This is a genomic window from Psychroserpens algicola, assembly GCF_014526325.1.
Taxonomy (GTDB): Bacteria; Bacteroidota; Bacteroidia; order Flavobacteriales; family Flavobacteriaceae; genus Psychroserpens; species Psychroserpens algicola.
In genome coordinates, this window is record NZ_JACNMJ010000005.1 from 216,150 (window position 1) to 235,085 (window position 18,936).

Sequence of the window (18,936 nt, forward strand, 5' to 3'; positions counted from 1 at the left end):
GGTAAGGTGTCTAAATCATCTAAATCATCTGCATTACATGAGCAAGATGGTGTATCGCAATCTGATATCACCAACGCTGCATCTATTAAATCGATTAAGCGAAAGCGTAAAATACAACCTACAGTAGAAGACTTGGTTTCTGAAATTTTAAACGGAAACATTACAGCCCTTAGTAGAGCGATAACCCTTGTTGAAAGTTCAAATCCAAAACATGTAGAAAAAGCCAATGCCATCATCAAACAGTGTTTGCCTTATGCTAACGCATCTGTTCGTATCGGAATAACTGGTGTTCCTGGTGTTGGAAAAAGCACCTTTATTGAAGCCTTTGGGCTCTATCTAACTTCCATTGAAAAAAAAGTAGCTGTACTTGCAGTTGACCCAAGTAGTAGCCTAAGCAAAGGAAGTATTTTGGGCGACAAAACCCGAATGGAAGATTTGGTAAAAACCAATAATGCCTATATCAGACCTTCGCCTTCTGGCACTTCTCTTGGTGGTGTAGCCCGAAAAACCCGTGAAACTATTATTTTATGCGAAGCTGCTGGTTATGACACAGTTATTATCGAAACAGTAGGTGTTGGACAAAGTGAGACTGCAGTTCACAGTATGGTTGATTTCTTTTTACTATTGAAAATTGCAGGCGCAGGTGACGAATTACAAGGGATCAAACGTGGTATTATCGAGATGGCTGATGCTATAGCGATTAACAAAGCCGATGGTGACAACCTAAAAGCTGCTAAACTAGCTAAAGTTGAATTTAACAGAGCGTTGCATTTATATCCGCAAAAAGCATCAAACTGGCAACCCAAAGTTTCCTTGTGCAGTGCTTTAGAACGGCAAGGCATTGACGACTTATGGGTACTAATATCTAAGTACATCAAACACGTTAAAGACAATAATTATTTTGAGCAGAATCGAACTGAGCAAAACAAATTCTGGTTGCTCCAAACTATAGAAGAACGCCTGAAGTCTGATTTTTACAATCAAAAAAATATAAAAGAAGCGCTTCACACACAATTAGAACTTATTGAAAACGGAAAGACAACCCCTTTTGTAGCTGCTGAATATTTACTAAAATTAAACAGTCTATAGAAAATTAGCTTTATACCATTCGACTTGCTGTCTCACAGCTTCTACCAATGTTGTTTGCGGGTTATAGTTTAGTAATCGTCGGGCTTTATCAATATTGGCTTTGGTACGAGATTGATCGCCAGGACGTTTTGGTATCACATTAAGTTTTATAGGCATGCTTAAGACCTGTTCAACAGCCTGAATACCCTCTTTTGTGGTATGCTCTACCTCAGTACCAAGATTTATAATTTCTCCTTCAATTTTTGTTTCATTGCCAATAACACTCACCACACCATCTACAATATCATCCACATAAGTAAAGCTTCTCAAATGTTTATCACTTCCTTCAAACAAAGGAAACGTTTCACCTTTTAAACCTAAGGCGATTAACTTAGCATACATTTTTTCCGGACGTTCACGTGGCCCAATCACCGAATACAGACGCAATGAACACGCAGGCATTTTCTTCTCTCTGCTTTTTTGGAGTACTAACTGTTCGGCAGCTAATTTAGTAACACCATAATGCGAAGCTGGTTGAGGCGGGAAGTCTTCAGAAAATGTCGCTTCCAAACCATAAATAGACGAGGTACCAATATTGACAAATAATTTCAAATTTTCAGACCTTTCGGCATAATCAACTAAATGCTTTGTCGCAATAATATTATTACTAAAATAATCTTCAAAAGTAGAGGTTTGAGAAATTCCGGGTTGAGCTGCAAAATGAAAAATATAATCGATATCATTTGGCAAACTTTCAGCTAAATCATCGTCACGCAAATCTTTATTTACAATAGTCACGCCTTTTTCGGTAAGCGCTTTAGCATTAAGATGTTTAAGCTCTAAACTATAATAATCACTAAAGTTATCTAAGCCAATCACGTTGTGACCAAGATCTTGCAAACGTTCAGCAGTATGAGAACCAATAAAACCAACTGCTCCTGTGACGAGTATCTTCATGAATTTAATTTGATGTCACAAATTAACAATTTTTATGTCAAACCAAATCAACCACATGCAGATTAAAAAGAATATTTTTGTAGAACTAACACTTTATAAATGGATTATAGTTTCACCATTATTGTGCCTATATACAATGAAAAAGATAATCTTGAACGTTTAGAAAAAGCACTTATAAGCTATCTGAAAAAAGCAGCTGTTTCGACTAAGGTTCTTTTTATCAATGATGGCTCTAATGATGGTAGTCAGACGCTTATAGAAGCAATGTGTAGCTCTTGCGAGGAATTTGAATTCATTACCTTTTCAGAAAACAAAGGCTTGAGCACTGCATTAAAAGCAGGATTTGACCATGTGAGCACATCGTTAGTTGGATATATTGATGCCGATTTACAAACAAATCCAGAAGATTTTAATTTACTATTAGAACATGTCGAAACTTATGATTTAGTTACTGGTGTACGCTCAGACAGAAAAGATAGTTTCCTGAAAAAATTATCATCTAAGCTTGCCAACTCGGTTCGCAGGTTATTTACGAAAGATGGAGTAGACGACACAGGATGCCCTTTAAAAATTATCAAAACAGAAGCTGCAAAACGCATCCCAATGTTTAGAGGGTTACATCGGTTTTTACCTGCTATGATTCTTTTACAACAAGGTACTGTAAAACAGGTTCACGTCAGGCATTATCCCAGAGTTGCTGGACAAGCAAAGTTTGGGTTTTGGAATCGTTCTATCGGGCCTTTGGTTGATTGCTTTGTGTTTTTATGGATGAAAAAAAAGTACATTAATTATAGTATTTCTAAAACAAGTAAATGAGCAGTTGGCTGATATATGGTATTGGCTTTTTGGCGCAATTGATATTTTCTTCCAGATTAGTTATACAATGGCTCATTTCAGAACAACAGCAACGCGTAGTAACACCTATACTTTTTTGGATTCTTAGCTTAATAGCATCTGCCCTATTGTTTATTTATGGCGCATTAAGAACTGATTTTGCTATAATGCTCGGTCAAACACTCACCTACTTTATCTATATTAGAAACCTACAACTTCAAAAGCAATGGGTTAAATTTCCGATGGTGATACGATGGCTATCAATAAGCTTCCCAGGATGTATTCTCTTTTATTGTATTATCAATAATTCTATACATATCGATTCGCTTTTCTATAATAAAAATATACCCTTATGGGTATTAATATTAGGAAGTATAGCTCAAATTATATTTGTATTTAGATTTATCTATCAATGGCTAATTTCCGAAGCTAAACAAATATCATCTTTGCCATTTGGCTTTTGGATACTCAGCCTCATTGGATCTGTTTTAATTTTAATTTACGCTGTAATACGCAGCGATTGGGTACTCATTGTAGGTCATAGTTTTGGTATCCTCATTTATACCAGAAACATTTATATAGCGAAGCTTGGTAAAGTATAATAGTAGGCGTTATTTTAACTGAAATCGAGATTGCAGGTATTTATCTAGTTTATAGAATAAGAATCCTGATAAACCTCCAAATAGGAGTCCGCTTAAAACATCCAACGGATAATGTGCGCCGACATAGATTCTACTATATCCCATTAAAATAGACCAGATAATAAGCAAAGGCAGAATGTACTTATAGGTATGTCTCATCATTAAGCCCACAAATATGGCTAGAGCCATCGAATTACTAGAATGTCCAGAAAAATAGCCATATCGTCCACCACATCTTTCTCTAACTAAACGCATAACTTCTGCAACACCATCTTCATGACACGGTCGTAAGCGCTCAAAACCATGCTTAAATAAATTAGTTACCTGATCTGTAAAGGTGATCATCAAAGCAATCACGACTAAAGTAAGGACAAACATTTTAGAATTAAGTCGTCGGTACATCAAGTAGCCTAAGAGTGCGTAAAATGGAATCCAATGTATTTTTGCGGTGTAAATTAGCCAGAAGGCATCCCAATAGGTATTTCCTAAACCGTTTAGATATATAAATAATTCTTGATCGTATGCTATTAATTCTTCCATTTTTATTCGTCGTATCTAGAAATTTCTCTATCGTAGAAATCGGTAGCGGCCTGGATAAGGTTTTCGGCCTCAGCTTCAATTTCTCTCTGGTCATGATCATCAAACTCTTCAAACCATTCTACGTCATCATCTTCGAGGTTAATAATAAATCTAGGAAATTCGGTATGAATTACATAAATGGCATTGGGTTGATCTGTATTGTCTCCTAAGATGAATTTTGGTAATTCCATATGTTGAAATCTAAATGTTGTTGTTTGTGTTTGACAAAATTAACTTTTTCGTAAGATAATTAAATCTTATAAATAATAATACTGCTGCAGTAGTTAAGCCAGCCAGTAAACCTAGCCAGATACCAAAACTACCATAAGCGTCCTCTTTTCCAAAGAAAAAACTAATAGGAAATCCTACTACCCAATATGAAATAAATGTAATTATAGTTGGGATTTTCACATCTTGAAGTCCGCGTAATGCCCCTAAAACCACAACCTGAATACTATCGCTAATTTGAAATATTGCTGCAGCAATCATCAACTTAGCTGCGATAGCTACCACTTCGGTATTATCGATTAAGTTTTTGCTATCATCAAAATCGACGTATAATTTTGGTAAATCATCATGAAATATAAAAAAGAACGCTCCAAAACAAACAGCGAGTAAAATGGCGAGTAAAAATATTGAAAATGCTATTCTCCTAAGTTCAAAATATTGGTGTAATCCCTTTTGATTTCCAACTCTAATCATAGAAGCAACACTTAAACCCATAGCAACCATAAAGGTCATTGATGATAAATTTAAGGCGATTTGGTTAGCTGCCTGAGGGTTTTTACCCAAAAGGCCACTTAACCAGATTGCAGCAGTAAAAATAGCTACTTCAAAAAACATTTGCATAGCACTCGGTAGACCGAGATTAATGAGTTTTCTAAGCATCAATTTATCAAGAATAAATATTTTGATATTGGTGACAAACGCCTTTGATTTTTCTTTTTTCGTGAGTAACCACCATAGATGAGCAACCATTATAAATCTTGAAATTAATGTCCCATATGCAGCTCCTACAATTCCCATTTCAGGAAAACCAAACTTTCCAAAAATCAAAACATAGTTTAAAACAACATTCACAATATTAGCTAGAATGGTAGCATACATAGGATATCTTGTCATCGACAAACCATCACTAAACTGTTTAAATGCCTGAAAGACAATTAATGGTATTAATGAAAATGCTACCAAATTTAAATATGGTAAAGCCAATTCGACAACCTCAACTGGCTGCTTCATAAAGTACAAAAGCGGCTTGGCAAAAAATACTGTTAGAAATAATGCGATTCCTAATACAGTACAAAGAAATAAGCCATGTTTGAAGGCTGATTTTCCTTCTAAAAAATTATCAGCAGCATCAGCTTCAGCGACCAATGGTGTAATTGCTGTAGAAAACCCTATACCTACAGACATAGCAATAAACATAAAGCTATTACCGAGAGACACTGCAGCGAGTTCGGCAGTACCCAATTGACCAACCATAATATTGTCTACAAAGCTCACAAAAGTATGTCCGAGCATCCCTAAAATAACTGGTGCAGCTAATTTAAAATTATAATTAAACTCTTTAGTGTACTGTGATAAAATCAAAAAAATGTGTTTTTAAAGGCCAAAGTTAAGGCATTTGATTTGGCTAAACTGCAGCCCATACTAGTTTTGCTTAAAAAAAATTCAAATGTTTGATTTCTAAAAAGTTATAAACTTAATTTGTTAATAAGTTGAAATATTAATCCCATTAATACAGATTCAAAACCATTATTTTTACCCTAACAAATATCTTATTGTAGTAGGTTAGGTATTTGGGGTAGAAACTTTTTTAGCTATTATTTTAGAGGGATTTAAAAATTTTATTGTTAAAAACGTTTCATGCAAAAAGAGGTCTAGGCCTCTTTTTGTCATTTATAGCTTTACTTGAATTAACAAAATTTTAATTTTTTGGAGAATCTAGTTTTGTAAATTGCTGTATAAATCAATCTTATGATACGCTCAGCTTTACTTTTATTTTTTATCACTATCTGTTCTTTTTCCCAATCTCACAAAACTAATTGTGTTCCTTTTTTAGAATCTGCAGTGACTCAATTTCCAAATGTTAGAGATCTGGCCATATCTCAAAATGGCACTCAAGCCGTTTACTCTGCACAAAGTGTTATGGGAGACGTTTCGGCTCTAGTGAGTTCAGAATACAACAATACGACGTGGAGTGCTCCTGAAGTACTTCCATTTTCTGGACAATATTTCGATATCGAACCTTTTTTCTCAAGTGATGGGCTAACACTTTACTTTGCCTCCAACAGACCACTTGATAATACATCTGTAGAAACCAAAGATTTTGACATATGGTATGTTACAAGACCTCATTTAACTGGAAACTGGTCTGAACCACAAAATATGGGAGCTCCTATAAATACTGAAATGAATGAATTTTACCCCATCATAACCGATTCTAAAAACTTTTATTTCACTTTAGATAATACGACCTTAAAACGAAAAGATGATATTTACATCAGTGTTTACAATAATGGTACATATGAAACTCCGAAGCCTTTGAGCGATGCCATAAATTCTGATGGCTATGAGTTTAACGCTTATATATCTCCAGATGAATCGCTTCTCATTTATTCTTGCTACAACAGGGACGATGGATTAGGAAGCGGCGATTTATATATAAGTTTCAAACAAGATAACCAGCAATGGAGTCCTGCTCAAAATATGGGACCTGTAGTAAATTCTGATAAAATGGATTACTGCCCTTTTGTAGATATGAAAACTCAAACCTTATATTTTACAAGTAAACGAAATTCTACAAAAACCTCTTTTGTAAAAAAACTTAACATTACAGGCTTGAAAGAAGTGTTTAGCATTTATGAAAATGGATTGAGTAGATTATATAAAGTGTCAATTTCTGATATTTTAGCTAAAAACAAAGATTAAAACTGACGTCCTAGCCATTCTCTAAACTTATAAATTGTTGGTAAAGGATCGCTCAAAAAAGTTTTAGCTTCCGTATTATTCATTAAATAATTTCTCTTAAAAATGAATAATGGATTACGTTTAATTGATTTTACGACACCCTTTAAACGCATATAGCTTATGTGCTTATAAATGTTATCTTCTAGAGTTTTACCAAGAGTAAAACGAACACATAAGTCGGGAAAATTGATTCCTGCTACTTTTGAAGCCTCTACACTTCCCCAAAAACGTGCATTTATTTCTATAAGTTTATAATTCTTTTCTTTTTCATCATATCGTAAATCTAAGTGTGCTACACCAGACCAGTTAAGTTTTGACATGACTTCAGTAGTCACTTTCAAAACACCTTCGTTATCAATAAAATCAAAACCCAATTGAGGCGCATATATCGTATCACCTTTCAGGTTTCCTTTTTGAATAGTATGAGCCAAGATAGTTCCGTTATGGCACAAAACACTACAATCGATATCATAACCTTCAATATATTCCTGTATAAATAAAGGGGCTTCAATGGTTGTTGGAAATTGAGCCGCTGTTTCTATTTTCTTAATTCCGTCACCACCTTTTAAGCCTAAAGGTTTTATTAGCAAAGGAAATTGGGCATGTGACAGCATTGGCTCTCGATCATCCTGAGAAAGTAAGTAAAACGACTTAGGATGCGGAATTGCATGTTGTTTTGCAAAAACACTGAGCTTCTTTTTATCAACAGCAATACTAAATTCATCAAGCGCTGGTAAAGCAATCACTTTTGCAGCTTGGGATATACGGTTACTATTTCGAATAAAAAAGGCAAACGCTTTTTCAGCAATTGGCACTATGACATCAATATTATGTGCTTCTATTTCAGAATTAATGACCTCCAGCCATTTGGCTTCTTCAGGCCTTTCATAGTACTTGTAATAAAAGGTGTATTTTGAGAATTTACTAGGTGATCGCTTCTTATTAGAAAGCACAAAAAGTTTGTAATCCTTAACTTGCGACAAGCATTGTATAACTGATAAAGCCCAAGTACTATCGCCATCTGGGATTAAAACATTAATTCTAGAATTCATTAATTAAAAGAGGGTAATATTCTTAATAGCAATCAAATATACAGTTTTAGAGTGAGATTTCCTTTACAAGTTTTTGAGCATCTCTAAACTCTTGTACCATATCTTCAATAATCTGTGTTGCTGGTTTGATATCATGAATCAATCCGGCTATTTGTCCGATTTCTAGTTCTCCATCATCTAAATCACCTTCAAACATTCCTCTTTTAGCTCTTGCTCGGCCAAGAAGTTGTTTCAATTCTTCAACGGTAGGTCCTTTTTTGTACAATTCCTGCACCTCATTAAAGAATTTATTTTTGATCAATCGTACAGGCGCTAATTCTTTAAGAGTCAATTGCGTATCTCCTTCTTTTGCATCTACAACTACATTTTTGAAGGCTATATGTGCTGATGATTCCTCACTGGCCACAAATCTACTTCCCACTTGAACAGCATCAGCTCCTAAGACCATACATGCCAGCATGGCTTGTCCGGTTGCTATGCCTCCAGCTGCAATAAGTGGAATATGTAATTGCTCTTTCACCATTGGGATTAAGGTCAATGTTGTGGTTTCATCTCTTCCATTGTGACCTCCGGCTTCAAAACCTTCAGCCACGACAGCATCTACACCAGCATCTTGCGCCTTTAGAGCAAATTTTAAACTGCTTACAACATGAACCACAACAATACCTCTGTCCTGCAACCAGGATGTCCATGTTTTAGGATTTCCAGCGGAAGTAAATACAATTTTCACATCTTCATCGACAATGATATCCATGATCTCTTCAATGTTAGGATATAACATTGGGACATTGACACCAAAAGGTTGATTCGTTGCTGCTTTGCATTTTTGAATATGCTCACGTAATACATCGGGATACATTGATCCAGCTCCAATTAAACCTAGAGCTCCAGCATTACTTGCAGCAGAAGCAAGTCTCCATCCACTATTCCAAATCATTCCTGCCTGAATAATTGGGTACTTAATGTTGAAAAGTTCAGTAATTTTATTTGTCATTTATGATTTTATAAGTTTGATTATTTTAGATGATTCACCTGACTGAAATGACATCACATAAAAACCAGAAGCCATAGAAGACACATCAATTTGGTTAGAAGATGTTGTCATAATTTGCTCTAAAATTAGTTTTCCGAGCGTATCATACACCCGAAGTGTAGTCAATTCATTAGTTAAAGGAATTTGAATATTTAGTATATCATCTACTGGATTTGGAAAGGCCTTAAATTCAAAAAAAACGTCTTCCTGAAGTGATAGTCCAATATTCAATGCTAATTGAAGGTCAGGAATACCAAAACCTAAAAAATAGTCTGGAGAATCGTATTGCGATGCCGACATTCTAACAAATTGTTTAACCTCCTCATTTGTAGCTTCTGGAAAAGCTTGCCAGAGCGAGGCAATACCACCAGCTGTAATTGGTGAACTAAATGACGTACCATCATTATTGACAATTACATTATCATCATCGATAACAAATGCAGCTTCACCTCGAGCGACAACATCTGGTTTTTGAGTTGGTTGAAATGTACTCCCTTGAGAACTAAATGCAGCATAATTTCCGTCGATATCAACAGCTCCTATACTTAAGACTCCAGTAGCATCAGCTGGAGCTCCAACTCCATTAGCACCAGAATTACCTGATGAAGTTACTACTAAAATCCCTTTAGCATTAGCCATGTTTGCGCCTCTAGTCACAAAAGTTGAATTCCCATCTAAAGTTTCATTGGTATGCGTGTAATTTGGGTTTTCATAGGTTCTATACCCTAAAGAAGAATTTATAATATGTACTCCTAAACTATCCGAACGTTCGGCTGCTTCAACCCAATAGGCTTCTTCAACTGGTGTTTCACTTGAAACATCTTCGGTTCTAAACAAATAATAAGACGCATCTGGAGCAGAACCTACATATTGATTTTCAATAAAACCTGCCATAGTACTTAATACTTTTGTTCCATGATTGCTTCCTGTAAATGCATAGACGTTGTCATTTCTATCAACAAAATCATAACCATCCAACAAATCGCCATTGTCCCGCAAACGCTGAAATGCCTGCATTGTATCAACATTAGAAAATCCCGAATCTAAAACAGCAACAATGATACCTTCACCAGTTAGATCATCTAAATGCAATGTATTTGCATTGATTTGTTCTATCTGATCTTGAGAACTTCCATAGATGAATACTACATTGGCGTTTTCAACTGAAAATTTATCATAAGATATATCAACCCTAGAATTAGCATTAAGGCTTTTATCAGCAAATTCAACGGAATCTACAAAATCAAAATCATCGACCAAAGCATTAATAGCTGCTTCACTGCCACGAACAAACACTGCATTGAACCATTTCGATTTAGCAAAAACTGTAACTCCTGTTTCGGGCGCTTTCAGCATTGTAATGTATGCTTCATTTACAGGAACATCACGCTCATCGATAGCAATATTGTGCTCATTTTTTCTATCAATGGCTTGTTGTGTTAAAATGGAAATCGGATTATCTAAAGCGGCTTGTACATTCGCTTTCGCATTAAAATATACCCAGGCGTCTTGTTGGGCTATCATATGATTAGACAAAAACATAACACAAATGAGTAGGATTTTTTTCATAGCATCTGATATTACATTTAAAAACATAGTCGTTTTTAAATCGTTACCATTAAGATTTCTTTACTGCAATTTAAGAAATAACTCCCGAACCTACTAATTCGTCGTCTAAGTACCATGCGACAAACTGCCCTTCAGTAATGGCAGATTGAGGATTTTCAAACTCAACGTAAAGTCCGTTTTCTACTCGGTAAAGCGTTGCATTTTCTAGTGCCTGGCGGTATCTAATTCGTGCTTTTACATGTAAGGTTTCATTCACATTTAATTCTAAATCTTCACGAACCCAATGCAATTCATCATGAGTTACAAATAATGCTTTTTTAAACAAGCCTGGATGTTGTTTTCCCTGCCCTGTATAAATCACATTGTCTTCAACATCTGTATCAATAACAAATAGAGGCTCTACGGTTCCTCCAACCGCTAACCCTTTACGCTGTCCTTTTGTAAAATAATGTGCACCTTGGTGTTTTCCTACAATTGTACCATCTTCGACAGAATAATTTATCTTTTTTGTTAAATACTGAAGTTCTTCTTCTTTGGTGGTAAATATTGGTGCTTTAGAATTATAAGCATTGTTCTCTGCTGAAACTTCAACGATAACACCAGCTTTAGGCTTTAATTTTTGTTGAAGAAACTCTGGAAGTCTTACTTTTCCAATAAAACAAAGACCTTGAGAATCTTTTTTATCTGCCGTTACTAAATCTAATTTTGTAGCAATATCTCGCACTTGAGGTTTGGTTAACTCTCCAATTGGGAATAATGCTTTTGATAACTGATCTTGAGACAACTGACATAAAAAATAGGACTGATCTTTATTAGTATCTACTCCAGCTAACAATTGGTATACTGTTTCTCCATCTTTTTCAATGGTTCCTTTTCTGCAATAATGACCAGTGGCGACATAATCTGCTCCTAAATCTAGTGCGATTTTCATAAAAACATCAAATTTAATTTCCCGGTTACATAAAACGTCAGGATTAGGTGTGCGACCTTTTTGATATTCATCGAACATATAATCAACAATACGCTCTTTGTATTGCTCACTTAAATCTATAGTTTGAAACGGGATTCCGAGTTTATCAGCTACCAACATAGCATCATTGCTATCATCCAGCCAAGGGCATTCATCAGAAATAGTTACAGAGTCATCGTGCCAGTTTTTCATAAATAAACCTATAACTTCATAACCTTGCTCCTTTAGTAAATAGGCAGCAACACTAGAATCTACACCTCCTGATAGTCCAACAATTACTCTTTTCATCTGATAGTTACTCTTAGATATTTCGCTGCAAAATTAAGAAATAAAAATAGCAACAGAAGTGCTGTTGCTATTATAATTAACTATATAATGTATTCGTTTTACCTATTGCTTTTTAGGGTTTTTACTACGTTTGGTATGATCTTTTGTTTTTACAAGTTTTCCACCCTCATAATAATTCCAGATGCCATGTTTTAGTCCGTCTCTATAAGTTCCTTCTGCTTTAAGATTTCCGTCTGCATCAAAATATTTGGATACACCATTCAACTCATCATCTTTATATTGAAACTCTTTTAAAATATTTCCATTTTCAGCATACCAGATAGACTCGCCATGTAATTTTCCGTTGCTATAATTGGATTTTTCTGCTGTTTTTCCATTAGGATAATACACAAATTTTTCGCCGTCTAGCTCTCCTGATTCATTATAATATTCTGTTGACATGACAGCTTCACTTTTATTATGGTAATACACCCATTTACCGATATAGAGTTTGCCTTTCATTTGACCTTCACTAATAAGCTTCCCTTTTGAAGACAAGAATTTAACCGAAGCGGTATCATCATTTAGATTAAAGACTTTAGTTGCACTCAACACACTTTTTCCTCTACTAAGCGTATAAAATTTAAAAGTGTCTATTTCTTTACCATGATCAAACTGACCTTCATAACGCAACTGTTTGGTCTTATCGAAATACTTTCGCCAAATGCCATGGCGTTTTCCGTTTTCATCAAACTGGTTTACAGTATTTTGAGCTACTGAATTTAAAGATAGAAGTGTTAAAATAAATATAAAAAAATAAGACTTCATAACATTTTGTTTAATCATTTTATAAATTTGTTAAACAGATTGATTTTTTATTACTAATGTTGAACTATAAAAAAACTCAAAAAAATGAAAATTATTTCAAAAACTTTAAGATTATTACCTTTATTTTTTATGGCCCTGGCTTTACAGGGCTGTAGTGACGACGACGACAGTGGAACAATCATACAAAACCCTTTGAATATTGTCGAGATTGCCAGTGCAAATCCTAATTTAAGTAGTTTAGTTGCTGCGCTTCAAGCGGCAGATGGCGACTTAGTAACTGTATTAAGTGGCAATGGTCCATTTACAGTACTTGCTCCAACAAATGATGCTTTCGATGCATTTTTGGGAGATAATGAGCTTGCAGACATTTCGACAGACGTACTACAACAAGTGTTATTGAACCATGTGATATCAGCAGACTTAACTTCTACAGATTTAGTAGCTTTAGGTTCTGGATACAGATCAACAAATGCCGATGGTGCAGGTGGCGAAAATTTAAGCATCTATTTTAATACAGCAAATGGTGTCACTTTTAATGGTGTTTCATCTGTTGTATCTGGTGGAGCAGACATTGATGCGACTAATGGTACAATTCATATTGTTGACGCTGTGATTGGCTTACCAAATATCGTAGATCACGCAGTTGCTAATTCAGATTTATCTGACTTAGTAGGTGCATTAACCGCTGGCGGAAATACAACTTTTACAGATTTGCTATCTACTCCAGGTGATTTTACAGTGTTTGCACCTGATAACAATGCTTTCAGTAATTTCACCAATCCAAATGGTAACGATATTCCGAATATATTATCAAACCATGTTATTGCTGGAACTACAGCAATTTCATCAAGTTTAATGTCTGGTTACGTCAGTACTGCAGCTGTGAATTCAGACGGCGACAATTTAAGCATGTACATCAGTATAGATGGTGGCGTTATGTTAAACGGATCTTCATTAGTATTACAATCTGATATTGTTGCGACTAACGGCGTTATCCATGTTGTTAGTGAAGTTATAGACTTACCGACTATTGTTACACATGCCATTGCTAACACAAACTTATCAAGTTTAGTGGTATCCTTACAAGAGGCCGATGGTTCAGCAGCTAATCCAATGTTAATTTCTACCTTATCTGGAGATGGTCCTTTCACAGTATTTGCACCATTAGATAGTGCCTTTACTGCTTTATTAGACAGTAATCCTGCTTGGAATTCTCCAGCCGACATTGATGATGATTTACTCAATAGTGTACTTACTCACCACGTTATTGCTGGTGCTAATGTAAGAGCTGAGGATTTAACAGATGGTATTATGCCAACAACATTTGAAGGCGATATGATTACCATTAATCTACCTGGAAATGATGGTAATGCAGCAAAAATTACAGATGGAGCAGGGAATTCTGATATAGACATTGTACTTACAAATGTTCAAGCCATTAATGGTGTCGTTCATGCTATTGAGTCTGTATTAATTCCAGATACAATGAATTAATATAGAATTAAATTCATTATTCAATATAAAAAGCGCCTTTAGTTATCATCTAAAGGCGCTTTCATTTTATAATATGCTAAAGAAAAAACTAAATTATTTCTTTCGTCGCTGTTGTGCTTGCTTTTGTTGTTCAGCCTGCTCCATCATATCTGCCATTTTCTTCTGAAACTTGTTTTGTTTCTTAGGCTTCTTTTTATTTTCCTGAATCTGAGCATGAATTTTATCTTCATCTAGAATGTAATTTTTAATTACCAACATAATTCCGATACTAATTAAGTTAGAAATAAAATAGTACAAACTTAATCCGGACGCGTATTGATTAAAGAACACAAGCATCAATATTGGAGAGAAATAAATCATATATTTCATCATCTTTCCCATATCAGGCATACCTTCTTGAGTAGGCTGAGATGCCATTTGCTGACCCGTTGTCATTTTCATATAGAAGAAAATTGCAATAGCCGCCAAAATAGGAAATAAACTCACATGATCTCCATAGAGAGGAATACTTACACCTGGAGGAAAATCATAAATAGAATCAAAAGACGATAAATCATCGGCCCAAAGGAAACTCTTCTGACGTAAGGCAAAAGCCGTTGGAAAAAACATGAATAGAGCATAGAATACCGGCAATTGAATTAGACCAGGTAAACATCCAGCCAAAGGACTAGCTCCAGCTTTATTTTGAAGCGCCATTGTTTCTTGCTGCGCTTTCATTTTATTGTCTTTATACTTTTCTCTTATGGCATCTAACTCAGGTTTTAAAACTCTCATCTTAGCTTGTGACAGAAACTGCTTGTATTGTACGAATGACATTAATAATTTAATTAAAATTGTCATCACAATAATTGCAATACCATAAGGTAAAAAGCCACTTAAGAAGCTAAATAACGGGATAAATAAGTGCTTGTTTATCCAGCCAAAAATTCCCCAGCCAAACGGGATACTTTCTTCAAGATCGTAATCATATTGTTTAAGAACTTTACTATCGGTTGGACCAAAATAAAGTTGAAAATTATTATCTGCTTCACCATTAGAAAATGCCAATGGTAGTTTTGATGCAAATGATTTTGTAAAGATGGTATCAACATCTTCGTCTTCTACTAAATCCGTAGAGGTAATCGTCGCTTTTTTAAAGGGTGTTTCAGCAACTAAAATAGAGCTAAAAAAGTGTTGTCTATAGGATAACCAACGTGCATCTTCAATAAGTTCTTCATCATCACTCATTTGAGCGAGTTTATCAATTTTTTCACCATCGTGCATGTACGTCAATCGCGTATAACGATTTTCGTAAGTAATACTTTGGTCATGGCGATAGGTTTTTAGCATCCAATCGAGGTTAATCTCTTGAGAGCTATTTACTATAGAGTTTAAGCCTTCAGAACGAATTGAAAAATCAATCATATATTCATCAGGTTTAAGCTCATAACGATATTCTAAAAACTTAGATTCTGAAACTTTAAGTTTCATAGAAACCACAGTATTAGACCCGTTTTTGGTAACCGATGGCTGAAAATATAAATCTTTAGTGTTTAGAATTCTATTATCAGACGTTGGAAAAGTAATGTTAAAGTATTCGTTTCCATCCTGAATTAAAGCAATAGGAACAGAATCGTAATCAACAAATTTTTTCAGTATCACTTCTGAAACGAAACCACCTTTATTACTGAATTTTAAGTCTAAAACATCCGTATTTACAGCTGTATATGAATCACTAGCTGAAGGTAATGTAGACGCATAAGCAAAAGCACCTAGTTTGCTTTTTAAAGCTTCTATTTTTAGTGAGTCATTAGCATTTCCCAAAGCATAGTCTTCTGCTGTAGTTACTTTGGTATCGTTAGCTTTAGCTGTTTTATCTGCTTTCGCTTTTTTATCAGCCTCTATCTGAGCTTGCTTTTCTTGCTCTGCAATTTCTTCAGGTGACGGTTGATTTTGCCACATCATGAAGAGTAGTATTCCGAAGATAAGAACGAATCCTATAATCGAATTTAAATCGAATTTTTTTTCTTCCATCTGTATAATTTAGTTTCTCCGATTGGTTAGGAGAGGATAACTCACTTCATCAAAAAGCTATCCAATATTAGTTTTGTGCCATACTGACACTATTGCTATTTTTTTTGAAATTTAATGCTGCTTTTACAAAAGCGACAAAAAGCGGATGCGGATTAGACACCGTACTTTTATATTCTGGGTGATATTGCACACCAACAAACCAATTGTGTTCTGGAATTTCAATAATTTCTACTAAACCTGTTTCAGGATTTAAACCTGTAGCTTTCATTCCAGCATCTTCAATTTGCGTTTTAAAATCATTATTGAACTCGTAACGATGTCTGTGACGTTCTTTGATACTGTTGGTTTGATATACTTGTTTTGCAATACTACCATCAAGTAATTCACAATCCCAAGCTCCTAAACGCATCGTACCTCCTTTATTCACGATATCTTTTTGCGATTCCATTAAATCAATAACCGGATTTGAAGTTGCCTCATCCATTTCGGTAGAATTAGCATCTTTTAATCCGAGTACATTTCTTGAGTATTCAATAACTGCCATTTGCATACCCAAACAAATCCCTAAAAAAGGAACATTGTGCTCACGTACATATTTAACAGCTTCAATTTTTCCTTCGATACCACGCTCTCCAAATCCTGGAGCCACCAAAACACCATGCAGATGCTTTAACTTTTTAGCTGCATTTTTTTCTGTTAGATATTCTGAATGTATAGATTCAATTACGACCTTAACTTCGTTCTCAGCTCCAGCGTGAATAAAAGCTTCAAGTATAGATTTATATGAATCCTGTAGCTCTACATACTTTCCGATAAGTCCGATAGTCACCTGACCCATTGGGTTTTTATGACGTGACAAAAACTGATTCCATTGGGTTAAATCTGGTTTAGTACTTTGCAGTGCCAGTTTACTCAAAACGACTCTATCTAAACCTTCATCTAACATCAGGTTAGGCACATCATAAATCGTAGACGCATCAATAGATTGTATTACAGCTTCTGGACGCACGTTACAAAATTTAGCCAGCTTATCTCTTAAATCCTGAGGTAATTCGTGTTCTGTACGACACACTAGAATATCGGCCATCACACCACTTTCCATCAATGTTTTAACACTGTGTTGTGTAGGTTTTGTTTTTAATTCTCCTGCAGCAGACAAGAAAGGAATTAACGTAAGGTGAATAACAATCGCATTATTTTCTCCCAGCTCCCATTTTAATTGACGAACGGCTTCTACATATGGTAACGATTCTATATCTCCAACAGTTCCACCTATTTCGGTAATGACAATATCATAATCTCCAGATTTTCCTAAGATTTGAACACGATGTTTGATTTCATCTGTAATATGAGGAATCACCTGAACTGTTTTTCCCAAAAACTCACCACGACGCTCCTTTTCAATAACGCTTTGGTAAATACGTCCAGTAGTAACGTTGTTTGACTGGCTTGTCGGCACATTTAAAAAGCGCTCATAATGGCCTAAATCTAAATCGGTTTCTGCTCCATCATCGGTAACATAGCATTCGCCATGTTCATATGGATTTAAAGTTCCGGGATCAACATTAATATAAGGGTCTAATTTTTGAATTGTTGTTCTGTAACCTTGTGCTTGAAGGAGTTTGGCCAGAGATGCCGCGATGATACCTTTTCCGAGGGAAGAGGTAACGCCTCCAGTTACAAATATGTATTTAGTAGTCGTTGTCATGTTGCGCTGTTAAACGCAGGCAAATTTACAAAATTTAAATAGTTATTGAGGCATTGTTTTTGGGTTTATTATACAACTTAAGAAAACACCTACTTCTCATCAAATTTGCCGCATTAGGAGTAGCGTTTTAAGAGATAAATCTCTAAGACAAACCAATTCAAAATTTTAATTGTAAAATTCTAACGCGGATAGCGCTCTTTGATATCACGAATCAAATACTCCAAACCATTCATTTTTAATTCATAAACCTGAGTTAGCATATCTCCTAACTTACCTTTAGGAAAACCTTTGTTATGATACCAAACAATATAGTACTCTGGCAAATCGATAAGGTATCGACCTTCATATTTACCATAAGGCATCTTTGTATGAGCAAGTTTGATGAGAAATGTACTGTCAGGTTGCAACATCTATTGAGAACGGTATGCTTTATACTTTAGAAGCTCTGCTTTTACAAATGCAGACCATATAGCTTGTTGCTCTTTATTCATTGAGTTTTCACTTTGAGTGTCGTAAGCATTTTGCATTTTAGCAAGCTGTATATTTGCTTGTTCATGTGCATGTCGCAATTCAGTTTTGATATTTTGAGAAATCCTAAGCTTTGAGATTTCGTACCGCAATTTGCGCACATGCAATTCGGTAATATCAAAATGTAATTGTTCATGAGCTAAAATATGATCATCGCCTTTATCTTTAAGATACCATGATTTTTCAGGATAAAAATGAGCATCAGCATGAGCTTCAAAACTCACAAATGTATCGTTGGATTGTTGTACAGAAAATGAAAATGTAATTCCTGAAGCAGTAACGGCAACAGCATCTGAGCCTCTCTCAACAGGGCCTTTAAAGTCAGACCAAGTGAGTTTTTTACTTTCATTCCATTGAATAGTCACCTCATTACTGGGAGTGGTATTTATGGCTATTAAAAAAACAATTAAAAAGCGAGTTAACAT

Annotated in this window: 18 protein-coding genes; 5 read left to right on the forward strand and 13 right to left on the reverse strand. The window is 35.1% G+C overall.

Translation table 11 applies throughout. The features are described from left to right. Window positions 1–6: 6 nt before the first annotated feature. On the forward strand, window positions 7–1,089 hold the full coding sequence (meaB, locus tag H7350_RS11830; protein WP_204346135.1) for a methylmalonyl Co-A mutase-associated GTPase MeaB: 1,083 nt from the start codon (window positions 7–9) through the stop codon (window positions 1,087–1,089). Here meaB and H7350_RS11835 read toward each other — a convergent pair. Next, window positions 1,084–2,025, reverse strand: coding sequence for an NAD-dependent epimerase/dehydratase family protein (locus tag H7350_RS11835; protein ID WP_204346136.1), 942 nt, complete (start codon window positions 2,023–2,025; stop codon window positions 1,084–1,086). The genes meaB and H7350_RS11835 overlap by 6 nt on opposite strands. Window positions 2,026–2,124: 99 nt before the next feature. On the opposite strand from H7350_RS11835, the gene H7350_RS11840 reads away from it, so the two are divergent. Further along, window positions 2,125–2,841 carry a glycosyltransferase family 2 protein gene (locus H7350_RS11840; RefSeq protein ID WP_204346137.1) on the forward strand — a complete coding sequence of 239 codons (717 nt, stop codon included), beginning with the start codon at window positions 2,125–2,127 and terminating at the stop codon, window positions 2,839–2,841. Beyond that, window positions 2,838–3,461, forward strand: coding sequence for a lipid-A-disaccharide synthase N-terminal domain-containing protein (locus H7350_RS11845; RefSeq protein WP_204346138.1), 624 nt, complete (start codon window positions 2,838–2,840; stop codon window positions 3,459–3,461). The genes H7350_RS11840 and H7350_RS11845 overlap by 4 nt, the downstream gene beginning before the upstream one ends. A gap of 9 nt (window positions 3,462–3,470) precedes the next feature. Here the strand turns inward: H7350_RS11845 and H7350_RS11850 are convergent, their stop codons facing one another. Genes H7350_RS11850 through H7350_RS11860 form a run of 3 tightly spaced genes read right to left on the reverse strand, consistent with a single transcriptional unit; the run spans window position 3,471 to window position 5,669 of the window. Beyond that, the gene (locus tag H7350_RS11850) at window positions 3,471–4,040 is read right to left on the reverse strand and encodes a phosphatase PAP2 family protein (protein WP_204346139.1); all 570 of its coding nucleotides are present in this window, start codon (window positions 4,038–4,040) and stop codon (window positions 3,471–3,473) included. A 2-nt stretch (window positions 4,041–4,042) separates the two neighbouring features. Next, entirely contained in the window at window positions 4,043–4,270 is a 228-nt protein-coding gene (locus H7350_RS11855) for a hypothetical protein (protein WP_204346140.1), read from the reverse strand. A gap of 10 nt (window positions 4,271–4,280) precedes the next feature. After that, entirely contained in the window at window positions 4,281–5,669 is a 1,389-nt protein-coding gene (locus H7350_RS11860; RefSeq protein WP_204346141.1) for an MATE family efflux transporter, read from the reverse strand. A 387-nt stretch (window positions 5,670–6,056) separates the two neighbouring features. Between H7350_RS11860 and H7350_RS11865 the strand changes: the two genes are divergently transcribed. Next, window positions 6,057–7,010 (forward strand): TolB-like translocation protein, encoded by a 954-nt coding sequence (locus H7350_RS11865; protein ID WP_204346142.1) that lies wholly within the window; start codon window positions 6,057–6,059, stop codon window positions 7,008–7,010. Here H7350_RS11865 and H7350_RS11870 read toward each other — a convergent pair. From H7350_RS11870 to H7350_RS11890, 5 genes are all read right to left on the reverse strand, one after another. Next, window positions 7,007–8,101, reverse strand: a complete 1,095-nt coding sequence (locus tag H7350_RS11870) for an ATP-grasp domain-containing protein (protein ID WP_204346143.1) — start codon at window positions 8,099–8,101, stop codon at window positions 7,007–7,009. The two genes, H7350_RS11865 and H7350_RS11870, sit on opposite strands and share 4 nt — an antisense overlap. A 46-nt stretch (window positions 8,102–8,147) precedes the next feature. Next, window positions 8,148–9,095, reverse strand: coding sequence for an NAD(P)H-dependent flavin oxidoreductase (locus tag H7350_RS11875; RefSeq protein ID WP_204346144.1), 948 nt, complete (start codon window positions 9,093–9,095; stop codon window positions 8,148–8,150). Further along, window positions 9,096–10,703: a S8 family serine peptidase gene (locus tag H7350_RS11880; protein ID WP_204346145.1), complete on the reverse strand. Its 1,608-nt coding sequence runs from the start codon at window positions 10,701–10,703 to the stop codon at window positions 9,096–9,098. A gap of 70 nt (window positions 10,704–10,773) precedes the next feature. Beyond that, the gene (gene mnmA, locus H7350_RS11885) at window positions 10,774–11,961 is read right to left on the reverse strand and encodes a tRNA 2-thiouridine(34) synthase MnmA (protein ID WP_204346146.1); all 1,188 of its coding nucleotides are present in this window, start codon (window positions 11,959–11,961) and stop codon (window positions 10,774–10,776) included. Window positions 11,962–12,063: 102 nt separating this feature from the next. Continuing rightward, window positions 12,064–12,768, reverse strand: coding sequence for a toxin-antitoxin system YwqK family antitoxin (locus H7350_RS11890; protein ID WP_204346147.1), 705 nt, complete (start codon window positions 12,766–12,768; stop codon window positions 12,064–12,066). 84 nt (window positions 12,769–12,852) lie between these two features. On the opposite strand from H7350_RS11890, the gene H7350_RS11895 reads away from it, so the two are divergent. Further along, window positions 12,853–14,262 (forward strand): fasciclin domain-containing protein, encoded by a 1,410-nt coding sequence (locus H7350_RS11895; protein ID WP_204346148.1) that lies wholly within the window; start codon window positions 12,853–12,855, stop codon window positions 14,260–14,262. A gap of 93 nt (window positions 14,263–14,355) precedes the next feature. Here the strand turns inward: H7350_RS11895 and yidC are convergent, their stop codons facing one another. From yidC to H7350_RS11915, 4 genes are all read right to left on the reverse strand, one after another. Beyond that, the gene (gene yidC / locus H7350_RS11900) at window positions 14,356–16,275 is read right to left on the reverse strand and encodes a membrane protein insertase YidC (protein ID WP_204346149.1); all 1,920 of its coding nucleotides are present in this window, start codon (window positions 16,273–16,275) and stop codon (window positions 14,356–14,358) included. Between the two features lie 67 nt (window positions 16,276–16,342). After that, complete coding sequence (locus H7350_RS11905) at window positions 16,343–17,983, reverse strand: CTP synthase (protein ID WP_204346150.1); 1,641 nt, start codon at window positions 17,981–17,983, stop codon at window positions 16,343–16,345. A gap of 179 nt (window positions 17,984–18,162) precedes the next feature. Beyond that, complete coding sequence (locus tag H7350_RS11910; RefSeq protein ID WP_204346151.1) at window positions 18,163–18,393, reverse strand: DUF3820 family protein; 231 nt, start codon at window positions 18,391–18,393, stop codon at window positions 18,163–18,165. Then, window positions 18,394–18,936, reverse strand: coding sequence for a DUF922 domain-containing protein (locus H7350_RS11915; protein WP_204346152.1), 543 nt, complete (start codon window positions 18,934–18,936; stop codon window positions 18,394–18,396). It lies immediately after the preceding gene.